The organism is Lysobacter defluvii IMMIB APB-9 = DSM 18482 (assembly GCF_000423325.1).
GTDB lineage: Bacteria > Pseudomonadota > Gammaproteobacteria > Xanthomonadales > Xanthomonadaceae > Novilysobacter > Novilysobacter defluvii.
Genome location: NZ_AUHT01000004.1, coordinates 26,273 through 51,410 on the forward strand (window position 1 = coordinate 26,273; position 25,138 = coordinate 51,410).

17 protein-coding genes are annotated in these 25,138 nt (G+C 71.1%); 4 read left to right on the plus strand and 13 right to left on the minus strand.

The window, feature by feature from the left end; translation table 11 throughout:
* Positions 1-11: 11 nt before the first annotated feature.
* The 8 genes from yeiP to G545_RS0100255 all read right to left on the minus strand — a co-directional run bounded on the left by yeiP (position 12) and on the right by G545_RS0100255 (position 9,985).
* Positions 12-578, minus strand: a complete 567-nt coding sequence (yeiP, locus tag G545_RS0100220) for an elongation factor P-like protein YeiP (RefSeq protein WP_027068648.1) — start codon at positions 576-578, stop codon at positions 12-14.
* Between the two features lie 10 nt (positions 579-588).
* The gene (locus G545_RS0100225; protein WP_027068649.1) at positions 589-1,359 is read right to left on the minus strand and encodes an SDR family NAD(P)-dependent oxidoreductase; all 771 of its coding nucleotides are present in this window, start codon (positions 1,357-1,359) and stop codon (positions 589-591) included.
* A gap of 32 nt (positions 1,360-1,391) precedes the next feature.
* Positions 1,392-3,608 (minus strand): putative bifunctional diguanylate cyclase/phosphodiesterase, encoded by a 2,217-nt coding sequence (locus G545_RS12905; RefSeq protein WP_052347233.1) that lies wholly within the window; start codon positions 3,606-3,608, stop codon positions 1,392-1,394.
* Positions 3,605-4,498 carry a hydroxymethylglutaryl-CoA lyase gene (locus G545_RS0100235; protein ID WP_027068650.1) on the minus strand — a complete coding sequence of 298 codons (894 nt, stop codon included), beginning with the start codon at positions 4,496-4,498 and terminating at the stop codon, positions 3,605-3,607. Before G545_RS0100235 ends, G545_RS12905 begins: the two co-directional genes overlap by 4 nt.
* Positions 4,495-6,552, minus strand: coding sequence for an ATP-binding protein (locus G545_RS0100240; RefSeq protein ID WP_027068651.1), 2,058 nt, complete (start codon positions 6,550-6,552; stop codon positions 4,495-4,497). The genes G545_RS0100235 and G545_RS0100240 overlap by 4 nt, the downstream gene beginning before the upstream one ends.
* Positions 6,553-6,620: 68 nt before the next feature.
* The gene (locus tag G545_RS0100245; RefSeq protein WP_027068652.1) at positions 6,621-7,457 is read right to left on the minus strand and encodes a MurR/RpiR family transcriptional regulator; all 837 of its coding nucleotides are present in this window, start codon (positions 7,455-7,457) and stop codon (positions 6,621-6,623) included.
* Between the two features lie 3 nt (positions 7,458-7,460).
* A complete protein-coding gene (locus tag G545_RS0100250) occupies positions 7,461-8,564 on the minus strand; it encodes a dipeptide epimerase (RefSeq protein WP_027068653.1) in 1,104 nt (367 codons plus the stop codon).
* Between the two features lie 26 nt (positions 8,565-8,590).
* A complete protein-coding gene (locus tag G545_RS0100255) occupies positions 8,591-9,985 on the minus strand; it encodes a C40 family peptidase (protein WP_027068654.1) in 1,395 nt (464 codons plus the stop codon).
* A 168-nt stretch (positions 9,986-10,153) separates the two neighbouring features.
* On the opposite strand from G545_RS0100255, the gene G545_RS12910 reads away from it, so the two are divergent.
* Together G545_RS12910 and G545_RS0100265 are read left to right on the plus strand one after the other, a co-directional pair.
* Positions 10,154-11,698: a transglutaminase-like domain-containing protein gene (locus G545_RS12910; RefSeq protein ID WP_081677642.1), complete on the plus strand. Its 1,545-nt coding sequence runs from the start codon at positions 10,154-10,156 to the stop codon at positions 11,696-11,698.
* A 32-nt stretch (positions 11,699-11,730) separates the two neighbouring features.
* On the plus strand, positions 11,731-14,769 hold the full coding sequence (locus tag G545_RS0100265) for a TonB-dependent receptor (protein ID WP_027068655.1): 3,039 nt from the start codon (positions 11,731-11,733) through the stop codon (positions 14,767-14,769).
* 181 nt (positions 14,770-14,950) lie between these two features.
* Here G545_RS0100265 and G545_RS0100270 read toward each other — a convergent pair whose 3' ends face one another.
* Positions 14,951-15,733, minus strand: a complete 783-nt coding sequence (locus G545_RS0100270; protein ID WP_027068656.1) for an enoyl-CoA hydratase-related protein — start codon at positions 15,731-15,733, stop codon at positions 14,951-14,953.
* A gap of 100 nt (positions 15,734-15,833) precedes the next feature.
* On the opposite strand from G545_RS0100270, the gene G545_RS12915 reads away from it, so the two are divergent.
* Entirely contained in the window at positions 15,834-17,786 is a 1,953-nt protein-coding gene (locus tag G545_RS12915; RefSeq protein WP_043711189.1) for a cytochrome c/FTR1 family iron permease, read from the plus strand.
* Here G545_RS12915 and G545_RS0100280 read toward each other — a convergent pair.
* The 4 genes from G545_RS0100280 to G545_RS0100295 all read right to left on the minus strand — a co-directional run bounded on the left by G545_RS0100280 (position 17,737) and on the right by G545_RS0100295 (position 21,979).
* Entirely contained in the window at positions 17,737-19,347 is a 1,611-nt protein-coding gene (locus tag G545_RS0100280) for a carboxyl transferase domain-containing protein (protein ID WP_027068657.1), read from the minus strand. The two genes, G545_RS12915 and G545_RS0100280, sit on opposite strands and share 50 nt — an antisense overlap.
* Before the next feature lie 217 nt (positions 19,348-19,564).
* On the minus strand, positions 19,565-19,942 hold the full coding sequence (locus G545_RS14800; RefSeq protein ID WP_052347235.1) for a hypothetical protein: 378 nt from the start codon (positions 19,940-19,942) through the stop codon (positions 19,565-19,567).
* A gap of 340 nt (positions 19,943-20,282) precedes the next feature.
* A complete protein-coding gene (locus tag G545_RS0100290; protein WP_027068658.1) occupies positions 20,283-20,660 on the minus strand; it encodes a hypothetical protein in 378 nt (125 codons plus the stop codon).
* A gap of 143 nt (positions 20,661-20,803) precedes the next feature.
* Positions 20,804-21,979 carry a thiolase family protein gene (locus G545_RS0100295; protein ID WP_027068659.1) on the minus strand — a complete coding sequence of 392 codons (1,176 nt, stop codon included), beginning with the start codon at positions 21,977-21,979 and terminating at the stop codon, positions 20,804-20,806.
* A 206-nt stretch (positions 21,980-22,185) separates the two neighbouring features.
* Between G545_RS0100295 and G545_RS12925 the strand changes: the two genes are divergently transcribed.
* Entirely contained in the window at positions 22,186-25,002 is a 2,817-nt protein-coding gene (locus G545_RS12925; RefSeq protein ID WP_052106793.1) for a S8 family serine peptidase, read from the plus strand.
* The last annotated feature ends 136 nt before the right edge of the window (positions 25,003-25,138 follow it).

Genomic DNA, 25,138 nt, shown 5'->3' on the forward strand with positions numbered 1-25,138 from the left:
GGATGCCTGGGCTAGTCGGCGCGGCCGCTGAACTCGCCGGTGGTGGTGTTGACCAGGACCTTTTCGCCGCTGGCGATGTACTCGGGGACCATGATCTCCAGGCCGGTGGAGAGCTTGGCGGGCTTGGGGCGCTTGGTGGCGGTGCCGCCCTTGAGTTCGGGCGGCGTCTCGATGACCTCCATCGCGACGGTCTGCGGCAGCTGCAGGCCGACGGGCATGTCGTCGATGATCTGGATGTGGCAGCCGGACAGGTCGTCGACGATGTAGCCGGCGTCGTCGCCGACCACGTCGGCGTCGAGCATGTACGGGGTGTAGTCCTCGTCATCCAGGAACACGAACGCCTCGCCGTCGCGGTAGGAGTAGGTGGCCTGGCGGCGGGAGAGGGCGACCTCGTTGAGGGTGTCGTCGGCGTCGAAGCTGGCGTCGGCCTTGGTGCCGCCGGGCACGGAATACATCACGAAGCGGAAGCGCACGTTGCCGCCGCGGCCCTGCGGCGAGCTGCGCTCGATGTCGCGCACCTGGTACGTGCCGCCGTTGTACTCGACGACGTTGCCCTTCTTTACGTCTGCAGCCTTCATTCCGGGTCCTTTACTTGGGCGCGAGGCGCGTGGCGCCGTCGAGGCGGATGGTTTCGCCGTTGAGGTAGGGGTTGCCGACGATGTAGGCGACCAGGTCGGCGTACTCCTCCGGTTTGCCGAGCCGCGCCGGGAACGGGATGGTGGCCTCGAGCGACTCGCGCACCTGGTCGGGCATGCCGTCGACCATCGGGGTCCAGAACACGCCCGGTGCGATGGTCATCACGCGGATGCCGAAGCGCGACAGCTCGCGGGCCATCGGCAGGGTCATGCCGACCACGCCGGCCTTGGAGGCGGAGTAGGCGGCCTGGCCGATCTGGCCCTCGTAGGCGGCCACCGAGGCGGTGTTGATGATCACCCCGCGCTCGCCGTCCGCGCCGGCCTCGTTGTGCTGCATCACCGCGGCGGCGGCCTTGGCGACGTTGAAGCTGCCGACCAGGTTCACCATCACCGTGGACTGGAACTTCGCCAGCGGCATCGGCCCCTCCTTGCCCAGCACGCGGCCGGCGCCGAGGATGCCGGCGCAGTTGATCGCGATGTCGAGCCTGCCGAGGAATTCGCGCGCGGCCTCGACGTTGGCCTGCACCTGCGCCTCGTCGGAAACGTCGGTGGCGAAGAACCGGGCCTTGTCGTCGCCCAGCGCGGCGACCGCTTCGGTGCCCTTGTCCTGGTTGACGTCGAACAGCGCGACGCGTGCGCCGTGGCGGGTGAGATGGCGGGCGACGGCCAGGCCGAGGCCGGACACGCCGCCGGTGACGAGGGCGCGCGAACCGTTGAGCTGCATGGTGGATCCTGGAACGGGGACAGCCGCTGATTCTAGGTCACCGGCGCGCTTCTGCCGAACCGCGCCTCGAACTCGTCCGCCGGCAGGCCGGGCGCATACAGGAACCCCTGGCCGAGGGTCACCCCGCGCTGGACCAGGAAGTCGCGCTGGGCACCGGTCTCGACCCCTTCGGCCAGCAGTCCCAGGCGCAGGCTGCGGGCGATGCCGATCACCGCCTCGCACACCGCCACGTCCGATTCGTTGCCCGGCACGCCCTGCACGAACAGCTGGCTCAGCTTGAGGCCATGGATCGGCAGCCGCCGCAGGTAGTTGAGCGCGCTGTAGCCCTCGCCGAAGTCGTCGATGCTCAGCCGCACCCCGAGCGCCTGCAGCGCGGCGAAGGCCTCCGCGGTCTCGGGCACGTCCTCCACCAGCAGCCGCTCGGTCAGCTCCAGCTCCAGCATGTCGCCCGACAGGCCGAACTCCTCCAGCGCCTCCGCAACCCGCACCGGGAGGTCGCCGGTCAGGAACTGCCGGTACGACACGTTCACCGCGATGCGCTCCAGCGCCATCCCGCGACCGCGCCAGCGGCCCAGCTGCCGGCAGGCCTCGCGCAGCACCCAGTCGCCGATGGCGACGACATCGCCGGTGTTCTCGGCCAGGTCGATGAACTCGCCCGGCAGGATCGCGCCCAGCGCCGGGTTGTTCCACCGCACCAGCGCCTCGGCGGCCACGGTGCGGCCGCTCGCCAGGTCCACCTGCGGCTGGTAGTAGAGGGTCAGCTCGCCGTTGCCGACGGCGTTGCGCAGCTGGGTCTCGACCTGCAGCCGGCGCTGCTGCTGGGCGGCGAGCTCCGGGGTGAACACCTGCCAGCCGTTGCGGCCGCGGCGCTTGCTCGAGTACATCGCCGCGTCGGCGTTCTGGATCATCAGCTGGGCCTCGGTACCGCCCTCCGGGGCGATCGCCAGGCCGATGCTCGCGGTCACCGCGAACTCCTCGTCGTGCACCCGGAAGCTGGCGCGGAACGAGTCCAGGATCCGCTCCGCCAGCCGCAGCGCCCGGTCCGGGTCGTCGGCCAGCGAGCACACCAGCAGGAACTCGTCGCCGCCCAGCCGGGCCAGCAGGCCCTCGCAGCCCACCACCGCGCGGATGCGGTTTGCCGCGGCCACCAGCAGCCGGTCCCCGGCCGCGTGGCCGAGCACGTCGTTGACGGTCTTGAACCGGTCCAGGTCGACGTACAGGACCGCCAGCGCCCGTTGCACCGGGTCGGCCAGGCGCTCGGCCAGCTCGGCCCGGATCGCGTCGCGGTTGAGCAGGCCGGTGAGCGGGTCGGTGCGCGCCTGCACCCGCAGCGTCTCCTCGTCCTGCTTCTGCCGGGTCACGTCCTGGATAGTGCCGGTGATGCGGGCACTGAGCGGGCCATGGGCGCCGACCTCGGCCATGATCCGCATCCAGAACGGCCGTCCGCCGCGGTTGCCCTGCAGCTCCAGCCCGAAGCCCCAGCCACGCTGCACGGCCGCGTCGAACGCCTGCCGCAGCCGCCTGCGGTCGGGCTCGAGCAGGCACTCCAGCAGGCCCTCCAGATCCGACGGGGCGGGGTCGCGGCCCAGGATCCGCCGTGCCTCGCGGGTCAGGTAGAGGCGGTCGCGCCCGGTGTCCCATTCCCAGCCGCCGATGCTGGCCAGCGCCTGGGCGCGGGCGAACAGCGCGCTGTCGCGCTTGAGCCCGGTCACGTCGGTGTAGAAGGTCATCACGAAGCGTGGCCGGCCGTTGCCCGTGTCGCCGTGCGGCACGGCGGTGACGCTGACCCAGGACAGGGTGCGCGCCTCGCGGTCGAACATGCCCAGGACCTGGGGGCCGGCCGGGCAGTTGCCGGCCAGGGCCAGGGCGGACGGCAGCCGCTCCGGCGGGACCTCGTGCCCGCGCTCGTCGACAAACATCAGCTCCGGCCCGCCGCCGGGAAACGGGGCGTTGGCGACCGGCCGCTGGTCGAACATGCGCAGCGCCTCGCTGTTGACGTACACCACGAGGCCGGCGTGGTCGCGGACCACGATGCCCTGCTGCACGTTCTCCACCACCTCGCGGAAGCGAAGCTCCACCAGCGCCTCGTCGCGCGCACCGCGCACCGCGCTGGCGGCGCGCGAAAGCAGGGTGCGCTGGTCGGCGGTGCGGGCCGGGTCGGCCGCGGCCTGTTCCAGCTCCGCCAGCAGGGCACCGTCGCGGGGGTTCCCGCCCGCGGGTGGCGCATCCGCTGGCGGCGGCCGGTTCATGCCGCCGTGAGCGCCCGCCCGGCCTTGCTGCCGGTCTCGCGCCCGAGCAGCCCGGACAGCCAGCGGCCGGTCGCGGCCAGGGCCTCCAGGTCGACGCCGGTCTCCACCCCCAGCCCGTGGAGCATGTAGACCACGTCCTCGGTGGCGACGTTGCCGCTGGCGCCGCGCGCGTAGGGACAGCCGCCGGTGCCCGCGACCGCGGCGTCGACCACCGCCACGCCTTCCTCCAGGCAGCCGAGGATGTTGGCCAGCGCCTGGCCCCAAGTGTCGTGGAAATGCACCGCCAGCGCGGTCATCGGGACCTCCGCGGCAACGGCGCGCAGCATGTCCCGGGCCTTGCCGGGCGTGCCCACCCCGATGGTGTCCCCAAGCGAGACCTCGTAGCAGCCCATCTGGTGGAGTTCACGGGCAACGCGGACCACGTCGGCCAGCGGCACCGCGCCCTGGTAGGGGCAGCCGAGCACGGTGGACACGTAGCCGCGCACGCGGACCCCGTCGGCGCGGGCACGCCGGAGCACCGGCTCGAAACGCTGCAGCGATTCCTCGATCGAGGCGTTGATGTTGCGGCGGTTGAATTCCTCGGAGGCGGCGGTGAACACCGCGATCTCCTCCACGCCCACCTCTCGGGCGCGCTCGTAGCCGCGCTCGTTGGGCACCAGCACCGGGTAGTGCACGCCCGGGCGGCGCTGGATGCCGGCGTAGACCTCGGCGGCGTCGGCGAGTTGCGGCACCCACTTGGGGCTGACGAAGCTGGTGGCCTCGATGCTCTGCAGGCCGGTGGCCGAGAGGCGGTCAACCAGCTCGATCTTGTCGGCGGTGGCGACCGTCACCTTTTCGTTCTGCAGCCCGTCTCGCGGGCCGACCTCGACGATGCGCACCCGGGACTTCATGCGTCCTCCCGCGGCTCCAGCGCGACCAGCACCGCGTCGCCGTCGACGAAATCGCCCGCCGCCGCGCGAACCTCGGCGACGATGCCGTCGCGCGGTGCCTTCAGGCTCAGCTCCATCTTCATCGCCTCGACCACCATCAGCTCCTGGCCCTCTTCGACCTCGTCGCCAGCCGCCACCCGCGCCACCACCACCCGGCCCGGCATGGGCGCGGTGACCTTGTCGGCGCCCCCGGCGGCCGCCGCGTCGCCGGCCTGGTGTAGCGGACGCGGCAGCAGCTGCAGGCGCGTGTCGCCATCGTGCACCAGCAGGCGGGAGCCGGCGTCAAGGACCCGCAGGCGGATGCCCTTGCCATCGACACGGGCGCTGAGCACGCCGTCGGCCAGGCGTGCGCCCTCGACGCGGTGGGCCTGGCCTTCGATGGTGACGGTGTAGGCACCGGCCCCGCCGCTCACGCCGAGCTCCAGGCGGGTTCCCTCGTGCTCGAAGGGGAGGGTGCGCGTGGCGGGTGCGCCCAGGCGCCAGCCATCGGAGGCGGCCCAGGGCGAACTCGGATCGCCGGAGGCGGCGTCGCAGGCGTTGGCGGACGCATCGCCCGCGAGCAGCTGGGCCACCACCGCGGCCGCGAGCAGGCGTGGTTCCGGCGCGCCGGGCTCGGGGAGGAACTCCTCTAGGTGCCGGTCCAGGTAACCGGTGTCGATCGTGGCGCCGGTCACCGCGGGATGCCGGGCCAGCCGCTCCAGGAAGGCGATGTTGGACTTGGGCCCGGTGATCGCGCACTGCGCCAGCGCGTCGCGCAGCAGCGCGAGGGCGCGCGGGCGGTCGGCGTCGTGGACGATCAGCTTGGCGATCATCGGGTCGTAGAAGATGGTGACTTCGTCGCCTTCGACTACGCCGGAGTCGATGCGGATGGTTCCTGGATTCCCGCTTCCGCGGGAATGACGGGTGGGTTCGCGGGAATGACGTGAAGTGGGGAGGCGCAGGCGCTGCAGGCGGCCGGAGCCGGGGAGGAAGCCGGCCTCCGGGTCCTCGGCGTACAGGCGCACCTCGATCGCGTGGCCCTCGTGGCGCACCTCGTCCTGGGCCAGCGGCAGCGGCTGGCCGGCGGCGACCCGGAGCTGCCAGGCGACCAGGTCCTGCCCGGTGACGCACTCGGTCACCGGGTGCTCGACCTGCAGCCGGGTATTGATCTCCATGAAGAAGAAGCTGCCGTCGGGCGCGACGATGAACTCCACCGTGCCGGCGTTGACGTAGTCGATGGCGCGGGCGGCCAGCACCGCGGCCTCGCCCATGCGCTCGCGCAGTTCCGGGGTCACGAAGGGGGAGGGCGATTCCTCCAGCACCTTCTGGTAGCGGCGCTGCGCCGAGCACTCGCGCTCTCCCAGGTGGATGACGTTGCCGTGGGCGTCGCCGAAGACCTGGATCTCGATATGCCGGGGCTGCTCGATGTAACGCTCCAGCAGCACCCGGTCGCGGCCGAAGGCGTTGCGGGCCTCGCGCTGGCAGGACTCCAGCGCGGCCAGGAAGTCGCCGGACCCGCGCACGATGCGCATGCCCTTGCCCCCGCCGCCGTGCGCGGCCTTGATCATCAGCGGGTAGCCGATGCGGTCGGCCTCGGCATGCAGGTGGGCCGGATCCTGGTCCTCGCCGGTATAGCCGGGCACGACCGGGACGCCGGCGGCGGCCATCAGTTCCTTCGCGCCGGCCTTCGACCCCATCTTCCGCATCGAGGCCGCCTTCGGGCCGATGAAGGCGAGACCGGCGGCCTCCGCCGCCTCGGCGAAGTCCGCGTTCTCGGACAGGAAGCCGTAGCCGGGGTGGATCGCCTGCGCCCCCGCGTCACGCGCCACTTGCAGGATCACGTCGCCGCGCAGGTAGCTGTCGGCCGGCTGCGGCCCGCCGATCCGGTACGCCTCGTCGGCCTGGCGCACGTGCTGCGCGCCGGCGTCGGCATCGGAGTACACCGCGACGGTGCGGATGCCGAGCTCGCGGCAGGTACGGATGACGCGGCAAGCGATTTCACCGCGGTTGGCGATCAGGATCTTGTCGAAAGGCATCTTCTGGCCACGCTGGACACGGAACGGCAGCCGCAAGGATACGTGGGGCGTCGCGCGCGGGGGCGCGCTCACTCGATCGGCGCGCCGTTCTCCTCCAGCATGCGCAGGTGCGCCTCGTCCTCGCACAGCATCAGGAACACCAGGTCGAGCAGGTGCTGCAGGGCGGCCTGGTAGAGCAGCAGCTCCATCTGCGGGCGCGGGTCGTGGGCGCTGACCAGCAGGGCGATGTCGGCGTGGGCGCGCAGCGCGTTGGCGGTGTGGCGGGTGATCGAGACCACCTTGCCGCCGCGCTTCCGGAACAGCCGCGCGGTGTGGCACAGCGCCGGCTCCTGGCCGTGCTCGCACACCACCAGCAGCACGTCGCCCGGACCGGCGGACGAGGTCCCCACCGCCATCAGCGCCGGGTCGAACAGGTGGATCGCGGTGCGCCCGATCAGCGCCAGCTTGATGGCGATGGTGCGCGAGTGCAGGCCGTCGTAGCCGATGCCGATGGAGAACACCTTGCCTGCCTGCCGGATCGCTTCGGCGACGGCGACGACGTCCGCGTGCGGGTTGAGCACGCTGGTGGTGTGCACCGCCTCGGCCTTGGCCTGCCACAGCGACTCGGCCAGCAGCAGGCCCGGCGCGTCGTCGCCCCGGTTCGCCTGGGCGGGGTCGCGGGTGATGACCGACTCGCGCCGCGCCAGTGACTCGCCGATCGAATACTTGAGGTCGGGATAGCCCTTGAAGCCCAGCTTCTGGCTGAACTTCACCACGCTGGACTGGCTGATCCCCAATGCGTTGGCCAGCTGCTGCGAGGAGTAGTCACGCAGCAGGTGCGCGTTGTCGAGCACGAAGTCCGCGATCCGTCGCTCGATGGCGGACATCCGGTCGCGCTCGCCGCGGATCCTGGCCAGCGGCGCCATGGGTCAGGACACCTGCAGCGGCTCCAGGCCGCGCACCGAGCGGATCCCCAGGCCCGGCGCCTCGGTGATGGCGATCTCCGCCTCGTTGAACTCCACGCCGCCGTCCACCGGGTCGAAGGTGCACAGCGACGGGCCGTCCAGGTCGACCTTGGTGATGATGCCGGCCTTGGCCACCGCCAGGTGCACCGCGGCGGCGACGCTGATCGCCGACTCGATCATGCAGCCGATCATGCAGTCGACGCCGTGCACGGCGGCGATGTCGGCGATGCGCACCGCGTTGGAGATGCCGCCGGTCTTCATCAGCTTGATGTTGATGATGTCGGCGGCGCGGCGCTGGATCAGGTCGACCACTTCGGTGGGGCCGAACACGCTCTCGTCGGCCATCACTGGCGTATGCACGCGCTCGGTGACGTACTTCAGGCCCTCCAGGTCGCGCGCGGGCACGGGCTGCTCGAGCAGTTCCAGGTGCACGCCGGCGTCCTCCAGCGCGTGGATCGCGAACACCGCCTGCTTCGGCGTCCAGCCCTGGTTGGCGTCCAGGCGCAGCAGCGCCCGGCCATCGACCGCCGCGTGGATCGCCTTGACCCGCTCGATGTCCAGGCCGATATCCTTGCCGACCTTGATCTTCAGCGACTGGAAGCCGCGGTCCACCGCCGCCAGCGAGTCGGCCACCATCTTGTCGATGTAGTCGACGCTGATGGTCAGGTCGGTGGTCACCACCGGGTCGCCGCCACCACCGAGCATGCGGTACAGCGGGGCCTCGTAGAGCTGGCCCCACAGGTCGTACAGCGCGATCTCCACCGCCGCCTTGGCACTGCTGTTGCGCTCCATGGAGGACTGCACCAGCGCCACGTTGCGGTTGAGGTCGGCGACGTCGCGGCCGATCAGGCGCGGGCCGATCACCTTCGACACCGCCTCGATGATCGAGCCGTGGGTATCGCCGGTGATCACCGCCGTGGGCGCCGCCTCGCCGTAGCCGATGCGGCCGTCGTCGGTGTGGATCATGACCACCACGTCCTCGACGGTGTCGACGGTACGCAGCGCGGTCTTGAACGGAGTGGTCAGCGGGACCCGCAGCATGGCGAGCCGGATGTCGGTGATCTTCATCGTGGATTCGTGTCTCGGGCGGCCGCTCAGGGGCGGATGCGCTGGATGGCGGTGATGCGGTCGACGGTCGGCGTGTCGCGGCCGGCCATCATCGGCAGGATGGGGGTCACCACCACGCCGTTGAGATGGAGTCGCTGCAGCTCGCTGGCGCCGTCGGGCAGCCAGGACATGCCGCTGGTGTCGTGGATGGCGACCGGGTCGCCGTCGACATGGCCCAGCACCATCATCACGTGGCCGGGGATGTAGACCAGGTCGCCGGGGCGCGCTTCGCGCAGCGCCTGCACCCGGGCCTCGTGGTCCATGTCCGGACCCAGCTCCAGGCGGTTGAGCGCCGGGCTGACCGACTGCGCGCTGGTGTTGCGCGGGATCAGCACGCCGAAGCTACGGTAGACCTCGGACACGAAGCCGCTGCAGTCGCGCGCGTTGTAGGAGTGCCCCCAGCCGTAGCGCTCGCCGAGGAACTTGAAGGACTGGCGGACCAGGTTGGCCTCGGTGAGTGGCAGGTAGTCGTCGCTGACATCCGCCGAGCGCGGCAGCAGGGCAGGGGCGAAGGCCAGGCGCCCGTCTTCGCCACGCACCGGCAGCTCGACCACGTACCCGGCCGCGGGTACCTGGCCGTTGACCGGGCGGTCGGCGGGCCAGTCCACGAGCCGCGGCACGCGCACGCCCATCTCCAGCTGCACGTCCGAGACCCCGGGTGCTTCCGGGGTATGCACGGTGCGGGCGGTGGCGCCGGTCACCACCAGGTAGGGCTGGTCCCCGCCCCAGCCGAGTACCTGCGCGCGGTCACCCTCCGCCACGTGCTCCTTCGGAATCCACGCCGCGTAGCGCTGGCTGAGCACGAACAGCCAGTCGCCGTCCGCGCTTTCATGCAGCACCACGACCGGGTCGCCCGGGAACAGCGCGCTCTCCTGGAAGCGGTCGATGTCGCTGTTGTCGGCGGAACGGAACACCCGGAGCGCGGTCGGGAAGGCACGCAGGTCGGCCCGGCGCAGCACCATGCCGTAACGGGCCGGCTGGTCGGCGGGCACCCGGTCGAGGTTGGTGTTGGCCCCAATCGTGGCGAGCACGCCGGGGTCGATTGCCTGCCCGTCCTCGTCGTACATGGTCACCGTCGGCAAGGTGGACAGTCCCTCGATCCACTCGCGCACCTGCGTCCCGCCGATGCGGTCCGGGAGCGCGGCGAGGTCGTGGATCGAGGGGTCCTCGCCGACCATGCGGGCGTTCTGCGCCTCGATCGCGGCACGGTCCAGTACCACCCGGTCGGGGTGGGCGAGCGACTCGAGCCAGAACCGTGGCGAGAGGTGCGATTCGGCCAGCCCGGGAACTGCAAGCGGCGGCGGGGAAGCGGCCGAGGAGGCGAGGGCGGTGGCCGCCGGAAGGGCCAGCAACAGGCCGAGTGCCAAACACTTCAATCGCATTCTGTTTTCCCCGGGCGCGGTCGGTGCCGCGGGCCATCATGGAATACATGATGCGGCGATTGCAATTGAAAAGAATAAATTATTGACCCGCCGATGAACGCCATGTTACACAGCCATAAGCCGTATCCGGGGGGATCGAGGTGGGGGTTGTCGATGGCGTCTGCTCGCATGAGTGACCGGCAAGGGGGACACACGGGTCCGTACCGGACCGGTGCCCGCCACCTCGTGGCCGTGGCGCTTGCCGCGACGCTCGCGACGGGGGTGCTCGCGCTGCCCGCGGCCGCGCAGGATCCGGCGCCCGGTACCGCGGACATCAGCGCGCGGCTCGCCGCGCCCGCCGACATCGTGGCGCTGGTGGACGCGGGCGACTTCGCCGGCGCGGAAGCGGCCATCGCCGCGGCGCTGGCCGACCCCGGCCTGGATGCCGACGGACGCGTGGCGCTGGAGTTCCAGCGCGAACGCATGCGCCGCATCCGGATGGACTTCGGCCTCGACGAGGCCGCGGCCAAGGAGCGACTCCGCCGCGACATCCCGGACCTGACCGACGAGGAGTTCGCGCGCTGGGACCAGGCCGGACTGATCGAGGCACGGGTGATCGACGGCGAGCGCCGCTGGTTCAACCGCGGCCCCTCGAACCTGTTCCGGCTCAGCGCCGAGGCGCGCGAGCGCAAGGCCACCCCGCTGAACTTCTATGACAGCCCGCTCGAGTTCGCCCATCCGCACCACGCGGAAGTGCGCGACGCGGCCCTCGCCACCGGCGAGCGCTCGGTCGCGCCGCGCCGGGTGCGGGTCACCCAGTCGCTGACGGTCAAGCCGGACCAGGTGCCCGCCGGCGAGACCCTGCGTGCCTGGCTGCCGTTCCCGCGTGCGATCGAAGGACAGCAGGAGGAGATCGAGCTGCTGGGCACCGTGCCGGCCGTCCACCAGCTGGCGCCGGAGTCGGCCCTGCAGCGCACCGTGTACATGGAGGCGCCCGCCCGGGCGGGGGAGCCGACCGAGTTTTCGGTCAGCTACGAGCTGACCATCCACGCGCAGTACAACGACATCGACCCGACGCGCGTGGTGCCCGCGGAGATCACCCCCGAGCTGGCGCCCTTCGTCGAGGAGCGCGCACCGCACGTGGTGTTCACCGACGCCATGCGCCTGCGCTCGGCCGCCATCGTCGGCGACGAGACGAACCCCTACTTCGTGGCGAAGAAGCTCTTCGAGTACGTCGATAGCCTGCCCTGGGCCGGTGCGCGCGAGTACTCGACCATCACCAACATCAGCCAGCACGCACTGGAGCAGGGCCATGCCGACTGCGGCCAGCAGACCCTGCTGCTGATCACCCTGCTGCGCCTCAACGGCATCCCCGCCCGCTGGCAGTCGGGCTGGATCTTCTCCGAAGGCAGCTACAACAACATGCACGACTGGGGCTGGCTGTACCTGGCCCCCTACGGCTGGGTGCCGATGGACGTCACGTTCGGCCGCCTGCACGATGCGCGCCCGGAGCTGCAGGACTTCTACCTCGGCGGCCTGGACGCATTGCGCATCGCGTTCAACGACGACTATTCGCGCGAGTTCGTGCCGGCCAAGCGGCATCCCCGCTCGGAGACCGTCGACCTGCAGCGCGGCGAAGTGGAGTGGGACGGAGGGAACCTGTACTTCGACCAGTGGAAGTACGGCTTCAAGTGGGAAATCCTTTCGCCGCGGGAACCAGCGGCGGAGTCTTGATCGTCATCGACGAAGTTTTCGGGAGAGGGGCAATGCAGCAGCACAAACGATTCCGCAAGAGCGTCCTGGCACTGGCCACCGGCCTGTGCCTCGCGACCATGGTTCCCGTGGTCCATGCCCAGAGCGCTACCGGCGCGATCGCGGGCCGGGCCACCAGCGGCGACCAGATCACCGTCACCCGCGCCAGCACCGGCCTGACCCGGTCCGTCACGGTGGATGCCGATGGCAGCTACCGCCTGGGCCAGCTCCCGGTCGGCGACTACACCCTGCAGACCATCCGCAATGGCCAGCCGGTCGGCGAGCCCATCCGGATCAGCGTTTCCCTAGGCGGCACCACCACCGTCAACCTCGGCAGCGAGGGCGGTATCGCCAACCTCGGCGCGGTGCAGGTCGTCGGCAACCGCATCGTCAACCGCGTGGACGTGTACTCCACCGAGACCGCCACCAACATCAGCCGCGAGGAGTGGGCGCGCCTTCCGGTCGAGCAGAGCCTGAGCTCGGTCGCGCTGCTGGCACCGGGCGTGGTCGGCGGCAACTCGTCCTTCGGCGGCATCTCCTTCGGCGGCTCGTCCGTCGCGGAGAACTCGGTCTTCATCAACGGCCTGAACGTCACCGACTTCTACCGCCGCCAGAGCTACTCCACCGCCCCGTTCGCGTTCTTCAGCGAGTACCAGGTCAAGACCGGCGGCTACTCGGTGGAGTTCGGACGCGCCACCGGCGGCGTCATCAACGCGGTGACCCGCTCGGGCGGCAACGAGTTCGAGGGCGGCGTCCAGTTCACGTTCGAGCCGGCCGCATGGAAGGCCAGCGCGGAGGACCACTACTTCGAGGCGGAAAACTCCGACGGCACCACCTCGACCTACACCCGCCGCGCCAGCCGCGACCGGAGCAGCTTCGCCAAGGCGAACATCTGGGGCTCGGGCCCGATCATCCAGGACCGCCTGTTCCTGTTCGCCATGTACGAGGCCCGCGACAGCGATGCCAAGTACAGCAACGCCAGTGGCGCCAGCTGGTTCCGGGACGAGTCCAACGACGGCTTCTGGGGCGCCAAGATGGACTGGCGCGTCACCGACGACCACCTGCTGGAGTTCCTCGCGTTCTCCGACGAGACCGAGGTCGACGTGGTGACCCACGGCTACGACTGGGACACCAACGAGATCGGCGAGGCCGTGGGCGCCAGCACCACTACGACCGGTGGTGACAGCGGTTCGGTCACCTACACCGGCTTCTTCGGCGACAACTTCGTGGCCAAGGCCATGTGGGGCGTCAACCAGAGCCAGGCCTTCACCCGCTCGCCGGCCGACGCGCAGTGCTCGGGCGTGTTCATCGACTCGTCCTACAACGCCGTGTACGAGGCAATGGGCCAGCCGCCGGTGGGTTGCCACCCGACCGGTGGGGCGATCGTGTCCCACGAGGACGAGCGCGAGGTCGGGCGGCTTGATTTCGAGTGGACCCTGGGCGACCACCAGCTGCGCTTCGGCATCGACCACGAGACGATGACCACCGACCGGACCAGCTTCTATCCCGGCCCGGCCCGCATGCGCTACACCGCCTTCGGCACCTCGCCCGGCAGCGAGCTCGACAATGGGGCGATCGTCCCCGACGGCGTGGACGCGATCGTGATGGGCCGCGAGCGCATCGACGGCGGCGTCTTCGAGACCGTGGCCAGCGCCTACTACATCGAGGACAACTGGAGCGTCACCGACACCCTGCTGCTGAACCTGGGCCTGCGCGTCGACAGCTTCGAGAACAAGACCGCGGCCGGCGACGCGTTCATCGAGATGGACGACCTCGTCTCGCCGCGCCTGGGCTTCTCCTGGGACGTTCGCGGCGACGGCGCGACCAAGCTGTTCGGCAACCTGGGCCGCTACTACCTGCCGATCACCAACAACATCAACTACACCTTCGCCGGCGGCCTGACCGACGAGCGCACCTTCTACGTGCTCGAGGGCTGGCGCGAGGAGACCAACCCGGTCACCGGCGGCAGCTACATGGACCCGATCCTGGGTGCGCAGATCGGGCCGGTGGACACCAGCTACAACATCTCGGCCGGCGACCTGCGCCAGAGCGTGGACGCCGACCTGGACGCGATCTACCAGGACGAGGCGATCCTCGGCTTCCAGCAGATGATCAACACCGCGTGGTCGTGGGGCGTCAACGCGACCTACCGCCGCATGAAGAACGCGCTGGACGACGTGCGCATCAACCACACCCCGTGCGGGCCGGTGGGCTTCAACCTGTGGCCGATCGCCAATCCGGGCAAGCCGCTGACCATCTGGGGCGACGAGAGCATCGGCTGCGAGACCGAAGGCTGGATCACCATCGACACCTCGAAGGACGGCTACATCAAGGGTGGCAGCGGCGAGGTGGTGGGTTACTCCGAGCCCAAGCGCACCTACAAGTCGGTGGAGTTCCAGCTCGACCGCGCGTGGGACGAGAAGTGGGCGTTCAACGCCTCTTACATCTGGTCCAAGTCCGACGGCAACTTCGAGGGCCCGGTCAACTCCGACACCAACTACGGTGACACCGGCATGGTCCAGCACTGGGACCACCCGGCCAACAACGAGGCCTACGGCCCGCTGTTCAATGACCGCCGCCACCAGATCAAGCTGCGTGGCAGCTACGCGATCAACGACCAGTGGACCATCGGCGCGCTGGTCACCGCGATGTCCGGCGGCCCGATCAACGAGCTGGGCGTGACCTGGCCGAACGACACCGTCGGTGGTGGCAGCTTCGTCACCGAGGGCTCCGGCGGCGGTACCTTCTGGCACTGCGTCGCGGCCTGCGACGGCCCGGTCGGCGAGCGCGTGTACGAGTGGGCCGGCCGTGGCTCGGGCGGCCGCCTGCCGTGGACCTACAACGTGGGCGCCAACGTCACCTGGAAGCTGCCGGTCGACCACATCGACCTGTCGGCGCGCCTGTCGGTGTTCAACCTGCTCAACGACCAGGAGGTCATCAACGTCCGCCAGCGCTACGAGATGGGCCCGGGCGTCGTGCGCGGCCTGCATGGCACGGGGACGCGCTGGCAGTCGCCGCGGTATGCGCAGCTGGTGGTGACGTGGAACTTCTAGGTGGAGCGGGAACGGGGAACCGGGAACAGGGAACGATAGTGCGCCCTTGTTCGCCCTGACCCCTGGCGGTTGGTTTACGGAAATGCCCGCGCGAGCGGGCATTTTCGTTTTCGGCGGCGGGTTGGGGGCCGCGGCCGCGGCGGGGCTACGGCGGCGCCGCAGGTGCGATGCTACGGGCGGATCAGGCGGTCCAGGCGGGCGGGCGCTTGTCGAGGAAGGCGGTGAGGCCTTCCTGGCCTTCGTCGGAGACACGCAGGCGGGCGATGAGGGCGGCGTTGTCGGTGTCGTGGCGGTCGCGGTCGGCGTGCGAGGCGACCTGGCACACCAGCGCCTTGGCGCTGGCGGCAGCGTGGGGACCGGCCTTGAGCAGCAGGGCGACCTGGCGCTGCACGGCGTCGTCCAGCGCGTCGGGTTCTACGGCTTCGTGCAGCAGGCCCATGCGCGCGGCCTGGTCGGCGTCGAAGATCTCCGCCGTGGCGAACCAGCGCCGCGCCTGGCGGGCGCCGATCGCCTCGACCACGTAGGGCGAGATCACCGCCGGCAGCAGTCCCAGCCGGCTCTCGGTCAGCCCGAACTTCGCCCCGCGGGCGCCGATGGCGATGTCGCAGCAGGCCACCAGCCCCACGCCGCCGCCGAAGGCCGCGCCGTGCACGCGGGCGATGGTCGGCTTCGGCAGCTCGTCCAACCGCCGCATCAGCCGGGCGAGGGCGAGCGAGTCCTGCCGGTTCTCCTCCGCGGTGGCGGCGGCCATGCCGCGCATCCAGTTGAGGTCGGCGCCGGCGGAGAACGAGGCGCCTTCCCCCTCCAGCACCACCACCCGGATGTCGGGATCGCCCGCGATCGCGTCCAGGGCGCCGGTGAGCGCGGCGATCAGGGTGGCGTCGAAGGCGTTGTGGATCTCCGGGCGGTTGAGGCGCAGGCGGGCGACCGCGCCTTCGCGAAGGCTGAGCAAGGGGTGGGACATGGGGCAGGACTCCTGGGACTGCCCACGATGATATCGCCATGGCAACGAGACTGATTCTCATCTGCGGGTGTAGACTTCGCGTCTTTACGCCGGCATCCCGATGACTTCGAAGCTGTTGCGCTGCCTGTCCGCGCTCGTCCTGGCCACCCTCTGCCTTGCCGCCCACGCCGCTCCCGGCGCCTCCCAGACCGCCTGGCGCCTGCTGGACTACATCGCCGTCGACTACCCCGAGGCGGTGTCGAACGGCGAGGTGGTGAACGAGTTCGAGTACGCCGAGATGCTCGAGTTCTCCACCTCGGCCGGCGAACTCATCGGCGAACTCGAGCCGACGCCCGCACGCGAGGGCGTGCTGGAGCAGGTGCTTGGGCTGCGGGCCGCGATCGAGGCACGGCAGGACCCCGCGCGGGTTGGCGCCCTGGCACGGCAGGCGGCGGCCGCGCTGCTGGCCGCGTACCCGATGCCGCTGGCGCCCGCGTCCACGCCGGACCTGGAGCGGGGTGCGCACCTGTACCAGCAACTGTGTGCGAGCTGCCATGGCGCGACCGGTGGCGGCGACGGCCCGGCGTCGGTCGGGCTGGATCCGCCGGCGATCGATTTCACCGACGCCGGGCGTGCCCGCGAGCGCAGCGTGTTCGCGCTCTACCAGGTCATCGAGCAGGGCCTGGAAGGCACCTCCATGGCCAGCTATGCCGGCCTGCCGGAGGACGACCGCTGGGCGCTGTCCTTCCACGTCGGCCAGTACGCATTTCCCGAGGCGGAGGTCGAGCGCGGGCAGGCGCTGTGGGAAGCCGACCCGGTGCTGCGCGCGCGGTTCCCGGACCTCGCCGCGTTGACCCAGGTGACGCCGGCGGCGCTCGCGGCGGAAATGGGCGGAGCGGACGCAGGCGCCCTGACGGCCTTCCTGCGCCGCCACCCGGACGCCGTGGCCGCCGCGCCGGCGCCCGAGGGCGCGCTGGCGCAGGCGCGCCTGCTGGTGGGCGAGGCGGTCGCGGCCTACCGCGCGGGCGAGGGGAGGGCGGCCCGGGACCTGGCGCTGTCAGCCTACCTGGACGGCTTCGAGCCGATCGAGCCGGCCCTCGCCGCCCGCGACCGCGAGCTGATGCTGCGGATCGAGGCGGCGATGATCGAGCTGCGGACCGCCATCGGCAGCGATGCCGGTGCCGACGAGGTGGCGGGCCGCGCCGAGGCGATCGACGCGCTGCTCACCGAAGCCGAGCAGGTACTGGCGCCCGGCGAATCCGACGCCACCGCCGCCTTCGCCGGCGCCTTCACCATCCTGCTGCGCGAAGGGCTGGAGGCGCTGCTGATCGTGATCGCGATGCTCGCCTTCCTGCGCAAGGCCGGGCGCACCGAAGCCATGCCCTACGTGCACGCTGGCTGGGCCGGAGCACTCGTCGCCGGCGGGGCGACCTGGGCGGCGGCCACCTGGCTGATCGGCATCAGTGGCGCCAGCCGCGAGCTCACTGAAGGCTTCGCCGCGCTGTTCGCCGCCGTCGTGCTGGTCTGGGTGGGCATCTGGATGCACGGCAAGAGCCAGGCGGGCGCCTGGCAGCGGTACATCGAGGACCGGCTCTCGCACGCCCTGTCGAAGGGCTCGATGTGGTTCCTGTTCCTGCTGGCCTTCGTGGTGGTCTACCGCGAAGCCTTCGAAACCGTGCTGTTCTATGCCGCGCTGTGGGCCCAGGGCGCACACGCGGCCGTCCTCGCCGGCGCCGCCGCCGCCGTGGCGGTGCTGGCGGTGGTCGCCTGGGCGATGCTGCGCTGGTCCCGCCGCCTGCCGTTCGGCACCTTCTTCTCGATCAGTGCGTTCCTGCTGGCGGCGATCGCGGTGGTGCTGGCGGGGAAGGGCGTGGCCGCCCTGCAGGAGGCCGGCTGGCTGCCGCTGACGCCGGTGCCGTTCCCGCGCGTCGACCTGCTCGGCCTCTCGCCGACGCTGGAGACGCTCGGTGCGCAGGCGCTGGTGGTCGTGGTGCTTGCGATCGGGTTCGTCGCCAACCGCGCCACTACATCCGGAAGACGCCGAAACGGGTCCGGTCCTCGATCGGCGCATTGAGGCTGGCCGAGATCGCCAGCCCCAGCACCCGGCGGGTGTCGGCGGGATCGATGATCCCGTCGTCCCACAGCCGCGCCGTGGCGTAGTACGGGTTGCCCTGGTCCTCGTACTGCTGGCGGATGGGGGCCTTGAAGGCTTCCTCGTCCTCGGCGCTCCATTCGCCGCCCTTGGCCTCGATGGCGTCGCGGCGGACGGTGGCCAGGACGCTGGCGGCCTGCTCGCCGCCCATCACGCTGATGCGCGCGTTGGGCCACATCCACAGGAAGCGGCCGCCGTACGCGCGGCCGTTCATGGCGTAGTTGCCGGCGCCGAAGCTGCCGCCGATCACCACGGTGAACTTGGGCACGTGCGAGCAGGCCACGGCGGTGACCATCTTCGCCCCGTCCTTGGCGATGCCGGCCTGCTCGTACTTCTTGCCGACCATGAAGCCGGTGATGTTCTGCAGGAACACCAGCGGAATGCCGCGCTGGTTGCACAGCTCGATGAAGTGCGCGCCCTTGAGCGCGGACTCGGAAAAGAGGATGCCGTTGTTGGCGACGATGCCGACCGGGTAGCCGTGGAGGTGCGCGAAGCCGCACACCAGGGTCTTGCCGTAGCGCGCCTTGAACTCCTGGAATTCGCTGCCGTCGACGATGCGGGCGATCACCTCGCGGATGTCGAAGGGACGGCGGGCGTCCTTCGGCACGATGCCGTAGAGCTCCTCGGCGGGGTAGAGCGGCTCGCGCACCGGCATCGCGGCGACGGGGAGCTTCTTGCTGCGGTTGAAGTGGCCGGCGATGTCGCGTGCGATCTGCAGCGCGTGGCGGTCGTCCTCGGCGAAGTGGTCGGCCACGCCGGACACCGAGGTGTGCACGTCGGCACCGCCGAGGGTCTCGGCGTCCACGACCTCGCCGGTGGCGGCCTTCACCAGCGGCGGGCCGCCGAGGAAGATGGTGCCCTGCTCGCGGACGATGACGCTCTCGTCGCACATCGCCGGCACGTAGGCGCCGCCGGCGGTGCAGCTGCCCATGACCACGGCGACCTGCGGGATGTTCTCCGCGCTCATCCGGGCCTGGTTGTAGAAGATCCGGCCGAAATGCTCCTTGTCGGGAAAGACCTCGTCCTGCAGCGGCAGGAAGGCGCCGCCGGAGTCGACCAGGTAGATGCAGGGCAGGTGGTTCTCGCGCGCGACTTCCTGCGCGCGCAGGTGTTTCTTGACCGTCATCGGGAAGTAGGTGCCGCCCTTGACCGTCGCGTCGTTGGCGACGACCACCACCTCCTGGCCCATCACGCGGCCGATGCCGCAGACGATGCCCGCCGCCGGCGCGGCGCCGTCGTACATGTCCTCGGCCGCCAGCGGGGCGATCTCCAGGAACGGCGAGCCCGGGTCAAGCAGGGTGGTGATGCGGTCGCGGGCCAGCAGCTTGCCGCGGCCCTCGTGGCGGGCGCGCGCCTTCTCGCCGCCACCTTCCGCCGCGCGCGCCAGTCGCGCGCGCAACTCCGCGACCAGCTCCCGGTGGTAGTCGGCGTTGGCCTGGAACTCGGGGGAGCGCGGGTCGAGGGCGGAGCTCAGTACGGGCATGCCTTGGGCCTGTGGCGAAGGGGGGCAACAGGATAGCCGGTCGCCCGGCCGTCGTTCCCGCACGCCGTCGTTCCCGCGTACGCGGGAACCCACGCGGCGCAGGGTGGATCCCCGCGTGCGCGGGGATGATGGGTGGGCGTGCGCGGGGATGACGTGACTCGAAAAGAAGAAGGCCCGCGCGAGGCGGGCCTTCCATTGCTGCGTCAGTGCGGTGAGGTCAGTCCTGGCCTTCCCGCACGGCCTCGCGCTCGGCCTCGGCCTGCTCCTCGCGCATCTCGGCGGAGACGTTCTCGGCGCCGTCGGCGATGGTCTCGGCGGCGTTGGCCTTGCCTTCCTCGTAGGCCTGCTGCATCGGGTCGGTGGCCTCGTCGACCGCGGCGGCGGCGGAGCCCACGGCCGCAGCGGTGCCCGCCGCGGCTGCCTCGGCGCTGGCGGCGGCGGCGTCGCCGGCCGCGTCGGCGGCAGAAGCAGCCTGGTCACCGGCGCGCTCGGCCTCCATGCGGGCCTCGCTGGCCTCCTGGTCGGCGGTCGGGGAATTGCAGGCTGCCAGGGCAAGAACGCTGGCGGCCATCAGGATCGAAAGCTTGTGGTTCATCGGTAGCTCCTGTTTCGTCGGCAGATGGATCGGTGTGTCGGCCGGTTGCTGCCGGCGGCGGGAATGGTTTCATGGGGGGCCTGTAAAGGAACGTGAAGGAGGGGGAGCTAAAGGCGGGAACCGGGAACAGGGAACCGGGAACGAGGGGTCCCTCCAGGCAAGGTGGCGAAGTGGGGAGGGGGTGCGGGGGCTGGAGGGAAGAGCGGGAACAGGGAACCGGGAACAGGGAACGGGAGGGCGCGGGGGCTTGGGGAACGCCGGCGGCGGGGGGCGGAGTTGCGGGCACGAAAAAAGCCGCCGGGTTTCCCCGGCGGCTTCTTGAACTACACGAGCGGCGGGATTACTGGCCGTCGGTGTTGTTCTCGGCGTCCGCGCTGGCGGCAGCCTCTTCGGCCGCGTCCTGGGCCTGCTCGGCCGAGTCGGCTGCGTTCTCGGCAGCGTCGGCGGCGTCGTCGGCGGCGGTCATGTCGGTCGCACCGGCAGCGGCGTCGGCCGAGGTGGCGGCGGCGTCGGCAGCGGCAGCGGCCGTGTCAGCGGCAGCCTGGGCAGCGTCGGAAGCCATCGCGTCGCCGGTGGCGGCGGCGTTGGCGGCAGCCTGCTGGGCCTCGTTCGCGGCCTCGGCGGCCTCGGCGGCCGAGTCCTCGGCCTGCTGCTGGTTGGAGCACGCAGCCAGGGCAAAGCCCATGGCCAGGGCGAGCAGCGCCTTGTTGAAGGTCATGTGTGTTTCCTCGTCAGTGGAAAAAATGTCGGCTACGCGCAAGCCGCGCGCCGGCAACATGATGACGACCCGACAAACGCTGTCAAGCAGTTCTGAACAGGCTTTGTTACGTCCCTGTTAAACGCGCCGGGCGACGGTGGGCCTCAGTACAGCTCGATTGCCACCGCCGTTGCCTCGCCGCCACCGATGCACAGCGAAGCGACGCCGCGCTTGCCGCCACGCTGGCGAAGCGCATTGACCAGCGTGACCAGCAAACGCGCGCCACTTGCACCGATCGGGTGGCCCAGCGCGACCGCGCCGCCGTGCACGTTGAGCTTCTCGTGCGGGATGCCCAGGTCCTTCATCGGCGCCATGGCGACGCAGGAGAACGCCTCGTTGACCTCGAACAGGTCCACGTCGTCCACGCTCCAGCCCGCCTTCTCCAGCACCTGCCGCAGCGCGCCCACCGGTGCGGTGGTGAACCACTCCGGCTCCTGCGAGTGGGTGGAGTGCGCGACGATGCGCGCCAGCGGCTTCAGACCGCGCTCGGCGGCGTCGTCGGCCGACATCAGCACCGCCGCGGCGGCGCCGTCGGAGATCTTCGAGGAGGACGCCGCGGTCAGCACGCCCTCCTTGCCGAAGGCCGGGCGCAGGCCCGCGATCTTCTCGACCTTGATCTTCCCGGGCTCCTCGTCGGTGTCGACCACCACCTCGCCCTTGCGGGTCTTGACGGTGACCGGGACGATCTCGTCCTTGAACAGGCCGTCGGCCTGGGCCTTCTGCGCGCGGTGCACGCTCTCGGTGGAGAACGCGTCCAGCGCCTCGCGGTCGAACTCGTACTTGCCGCAGGCCATGTCGCCGAACACGCCCATCGCCTTGCCGTCGTACGGGTTGGTCAGGCCGTCGTGCGCCATGTGGTCGAGGAACTCGCTGCTGCCGTAGCGGATGCCGGTGCGCGAGCCGTTGAGCAGGTGCGGGGCGTTGGTCATCGACTCCATGCCGCCGGCGACCACGACCTTCGCCGAGCCGGCCTTGATCAGGTCGTGGCCGAACATCACCGCCTTCATGCCCGAGCCGCAGACCTTGTTGATGGTGGTGCAGCCGGCGGACGGCGGCAGACCGGCACCCAGCGCGGCCTGGCGTGCCGGGGCCTGGCCGAGGCCGGCCGGCAGCACGCAGCCGAGGATGACCTCGTCGACCTGATCGGCGGCCAGCCCGGCCTGCTCCAGCGCGCCCTTGATCGCGGCGGTGCCCAGCTCGGGGGTGGGGACGCCGGTGAACTGGCCGAGGAAGGAACCGATGGCGGTGCGCTTGGCACCGACGATGACGACGTCGCTCATGGGGACTCCGGGGGGTTGCGGAAGTACGGCGCGGAAATGCGGCTCGTGGCCCGCGATTATCGGCGGGGGCCGGAAACGGGGCAAACCTGAAGCGGTTGGCAAAACGGGAACGGCGGCCCGTCCATCCGGGGCAGCGCCTATTGCGCACCCGGTGGGGGCGCGGCAGTCTCGGGGGTCGGGCAGTCGTGCCTCACGGAGGGGAAGCAATGAATCTGCAGCAACCGGTCCGCCTGCGCCGCGGGCGCCTGGCCCTTGCCGTCGCCGCGCTGGTGGCATTGAGCGCCTGTGGTGGAGGCGGTGGCGGCTCCAACGTCCGCGTCGAACCCCCTCCGCCGCCGGACCCGCCGCCGACCAGCAACGACCCGCAGCCGGCGGTCGACGTGCACCTGGCGCTGACCAACGCCTACGAGGCGCAGGACGCCGGGTTCACCGGGGAGGGCGTGACCATCGGCTTCCTCGACAGCGGCATCCGTCGCGACCACCCGATGATGCAGGGCCGGGTCACCGGCAGCTACACCTACCTGGACCCGGCCCGCAACGACCTCGGCACCGACGACGTGCTCGGCCACGGCACCGCCGTCGCGCAGATCGCCGGCGGCAACCCGTTCGGCGAGCTGCCCGGTGGCATCGCGCAGGGCGCCGACTTCGTCTCGGCGCGCATCATCTCCGACGCCCCGCCGGACGACGACGGCTCCGGGCGCGGCAACGAGGTCACCGACGGCTCCTGGCTCGCGATCCCGCACGAGGACCTGATGCGCAGCGGGGCCCGGATCTCCAACAACTCCTGGGGCGGCCTGTACTGGACCGGCGGAGATTCCGTCACCCGCACCTTCATCGAGGGCATGCGCCCGTACGTGGAGTGGGGCGGGCTGGTGGTGTTCGCGGCGGGCAACGACGGGCTGGACGAGCCCTCCGACACCGCCGCGCTGCCCAGCATGGGCGCCGGCGCGGAGGTGCTGGAGAAGGGCTGGCTGGCGGTGGCCGCGGTCAAGAGCCACGACGTCAACGAGCTGGCCGACTACTCCAACGCCTGCGGCAAGGCCGCCGCCTACTGCCTGGTCGCGCCGGGCGGGGTGATCGTCAGCGACGTCGACGACCCCGCCGGCGACCCGAGCTACTGGATCTACCGGGGCACATCCTTCGCCGCCCCGCAGGTGTCCGGTGCCGCGGCGCTGGTGTGGGAGGCCTTCCCGTACTTCGACGCCGACATGGTGCGCCAGTCGATCCTGGGCACCGCGCTCGACCTGGGCGAGGTGGGCGTGGACCGCACCTTCGGCCACGGCCTGCTGGACGTCGGCGCGGCGGTGAAGGGCCCGGGCCGGCTCGACTGGGGTCAGGCGCGCGCGGACTTCAACGGCGGCATGTCGACCTGGGGCAACGACCTGACCGGCGCCGGCGGCATCACCAAGACCGGCAGCGGCCACCTTGACCTGACCGGCGAGAACAGCTACGACGGCCCGACCATCGTCAACGGCGGCGTGCTGTCCTCGCTGCACGACATCCCCGGCGAGCTGCGCATCGGCAGCAACGGCCTGGTGCTGCTGGACGACATCGGCGTAGGCGGCGCGGTGAGCAACAGCGGCACGCTCGCCCTGATCGGCACCAACCCGGAAGGCACCGACCACGTCATCGGCGGCAACTACACCCAGGCCGACGGCGGCACCCTGGCCTTCGACATCGGCGAGCGCCTGGACGTGATCGGCACCGCCACGCTCGACGGCGATGCGCTGGTGACCGGCCTGACCGAAGGCTACGTCCACTCCAGCCGCGAGACCTTCCTGCACGCCACCGAGGGCGTGGAGGGCCGCTTCGACGGCCTGTACGCCGCCGATGGCGTGTTCCTGGATGCCAGCCTTGGATACGGCGACACCACCGTGTGGCTGGACATCGAGCGCCTGGACGTCAGCGCCACGGCGCAGTCGCTGGGCATGCCGACCGCGGCCCTCTCCGCCGCCGAGCGCGTGGAGCAGGCGTTCCGCATGATCGACCGCGGCGCGCTGCCCGGCATGGGCGACGGACCGGGCACGGCGGGCTTCCTCGAGGCAGCCGGCGCGCTGCAGCGCAGTGCCACCGCCGCGGCCGCGGAGACCTCGCTGTCGAGCCTGTCGGGCGAAATGCACGGTGCGGAAACCGCCTTCACCATGATGGCCGTCGAGGGCGGCCGCCATGCGCTGGAGAGCCGTCTTGACCGGCTGGGGCAGGGCGGTTTCGCCGGCTCCTGGGCCGAGCGCCTGGACGGCGAGCGCGGCCTGTGGTCCAACGCCGGCCTGCTGGACTCGCGTGGCTGGATGATGGGCCACGACCTCCGGCTGGCGCCGGGCCTGACCGTCGGCGCCGCGGTAGGCCAGGTGGACGGCTCCGGCCGCCACGAACTGCGCCGCGACCGCGAGCGCAACCGCCAGCTCGACACCCGGGTCTACGCCTCCTGGGACAGCCTGGGTGGCACCTACCTGATGGGCAGCCTGGCGCACGGCCGCATGGACCGCGACGTGCACCGCGACGTGCTGCTGGGCGGCGAGCGCTTCGGCGTCCGCGCCGACTACGCCACCACCCACACCACCCTGGGCCTGCAGGCCGGCCACCGCTTCCGCATCGGCGGCGGCACCGTGACCCCGTACGTGGGCGCGCAGAGCCTGGAGCTGGACCGCGACGGCTTCAGCGAGTCCGGCGCCGCCGGCTTCGGCCTCAGCACCACCGGCTCGAGCTACAGCGCCGACCAGGCCCTGGCGGGCGTCCGCCTGGACCGCGGCCTGTGGTGGGGCGACACCCGCGTCGAACTGACCGGCCGCATCGAGTGGCAACACACCCTGTCCCAGTCGGGCCAGGCCGTCGCCGCCCGCTTCACCGGCCTGGACGCCTGGTCGCCGATCGCCGGCGCCGGCCTGGATGACGAGGTCGGCGTGCTGGGCTTCGGCGTGGGCATGGCGCTGCCGCTCGGCCGGCTCGGCTTCGACGTGGATGCGAGGCGGGAGTTTGGGGAGACGTGGGCGGGGGCGAGCGCCAGTTGGGTCGTCGGGTTCTGAGGGGGGAGGGGTAGAAGCGGGAACCGGGAACCGGGAACGGGAGGTCGGCGCGGCGGGTCGTGCGCCGGCCTTCGTTGGAGATCACTCCTGGTAAGCGGGCGGGCGTAGCGGAGTGCTTTGAAAGGCACCGAAGGGC